The organism is Actinoplanes sp. GCM10030250, assembly GCF_042666575.1.
Classification (GTDB): Bacteria; Actinomycetota; Actinomycetes; order Mycobacteriales; family Micromonosporaceae; genus Actinoplanes.
In genome coordinates this window covers 1-1,785 of the sequence record NZ_JBHTDO010000089.1, presented here as the reverse complement: position 1 = coordinate 1,785, position 1,785 = coordinate 1, and the positions used below count along the sequence as shown (strand labels likewise).

The 1,785-nt window shown below is 66.8% G+C and carries 1 protein-coding gene; it reads right to left on the bottom strand.

Going from position 1 to position 1,785, the window contains the following annotated elements:
- Positions 1-13: 13 nt before the first annotated feature.
- Positions 14-1,657, bottom strand: coding sequence for an IS4 family transposase (locus tag ACFQV6_RS44130; protein ID WP_378033719.1), 1,644 nt, complete (start codon positions 1,655-1,657; stop codon positions 14-16).
- Between the last annotated feature and the right edge of the window lie 128 nt (positions 1,658-1,785).

Sequence of the window (1,785 nt, the reverse complement as noted above, 5' to 3'; positions counted from 1 at the left end):
CAAGGCCACGAAGTTAAGTTTCGTGGCGGGGTGTCAACACTCGCGTGGGTGATGAATGGCTCGGCTCGGGTTGTGGTGGTGCGAGGCTGAAGTAGCCGGGTGCGGTTCGGATGAGTTGGCCGTTTTTCACCATTTTGGCGAGTCGGAAGTGGGCTTGGCGGGTGGTGATGCCGGTGCGGGTGGCGATGTCTTGGGCGCTGCATGGCTGGCCGGCGGTGGTGTGTAGGTAGGTGAGGGTGAGGTCGGTAAGACTGCCGGGCCGGGGTGTGGGTGGCGGCGTGTGGGTGCGGGAGATGATCGTGTAGTGGCGGTCGGTGACGGTGGTGCTGCTGGTGGGGCGGGGGTCGGTGGCCCGGGGGTAGGCGTAGCGGGAGGCCGGCGTTTTCACCCTGCGCTGGCTGACGCGGTCCCGGCGTGGCGGCAAGGTGTTGGTGGCGGCGGCGCCGGCGTGGGTGGCATCGAGGGTGTCGGGCAGGATGCCGGCAGCGTTGATGAGCTGGTTGCGGGCGTGTTCCATGGCGATCGTGAAGCTGGCCCGGTCGGGGTCGGCGCCGGGATGCTGTTCGGCGGCTTCGGTGATCGCGGCGCGGATCGCTTGGTAGAGGATGAGCAGTCCCCACAGTTCTTGTTGCAGGCCGGTTGGGGTGCTCGAGCGCAGGACGCGACCGTTGAACAGGGTGTGCCGCAGGGCGTAGAACGCTGATTCGATCTCCCAGCGTTCGTGGTAGAGAGTCACCAGTTCGGTGGCGGGGTGCGCGCGGTGATCGGTGAGGGTGGTCGCCAGCCGGTAGCGGCCGCTGAAGACGGTGCCGTCGGCCAGCCGGGTGGTGACGCCGGCTTCGATGATCCGAATCCGTAGATCACCGAAGTGGGTCAGGTAGCTGCCATCGGACAGGGTGGTCTCGACTCGCGGTCGGCGTTTATCGCCGACGCGGACCAGTAGGTGAGCGGTGGCGGCAGCCTCGGTGAGCAGGTCATCGCTGTCGAAGCCGCGGTCCATCAACAGCAACATGTCCGGGGTCAGCAGGTGCAGCAGCCTACGGGCGTAGCCGCATTCCCCGCCTTCACCGGCACGGTCGGGACCGAACCGGACCCCGATCAGGCCGCGGGTGCCGGTCTCGACCAGCGCCATCAGCATCAGCTGGGGATAGCCGGCCAGTCCCTGCCGGTAGCGGACCTTGCCGAGCCAGCCTCGTAGGACGTAGCTGTCCGGGGTTTTGAACGAACTGCACCCGTCGAACGCAACCGTGCGCATACCCCGATAACTCACCCCGGCAGTGTCCGGCCGGGCCAAGGGCCCGGCCATGATGTCGAACAACGCCCGTAGCGGCCCGGGCCCGACTCGGCGGCGGGCCTGGCGTAACCCCGCCTCGGTCGGTGTCGGCAACGGCAGCTCGGACAACCCCGCGACCAGCTTGTCCCACACCAGCGCGTACCCCAGACGGGGGAACATCCCCAACGCGACCACGAAGTAGACGATGACCCGCGACGGCAGGTCCCGCATCCGTCTCTGCACCCGGACCGTCTCCGTCAGCACCGCATCTACCAGGTCGAACGGCAGGAACCGGGTCAGTTCTCCTACATGGCCAGGAGCGAACACCCCGGCCGCGGCCGTGATGGTGCGGGTGAACGTGACCGTGGCAGACTCAGCAGACAACGGGACCTCACAGGGCAGCAGATAGATCTTCGTCGACTACCTGCCTACCGGAGGTCCCGTTCCTTATGCACTCATATCCACCGGACGAGTGTTGCCACCCACCAAAACCCCTTAACTTCGCGGCCTTG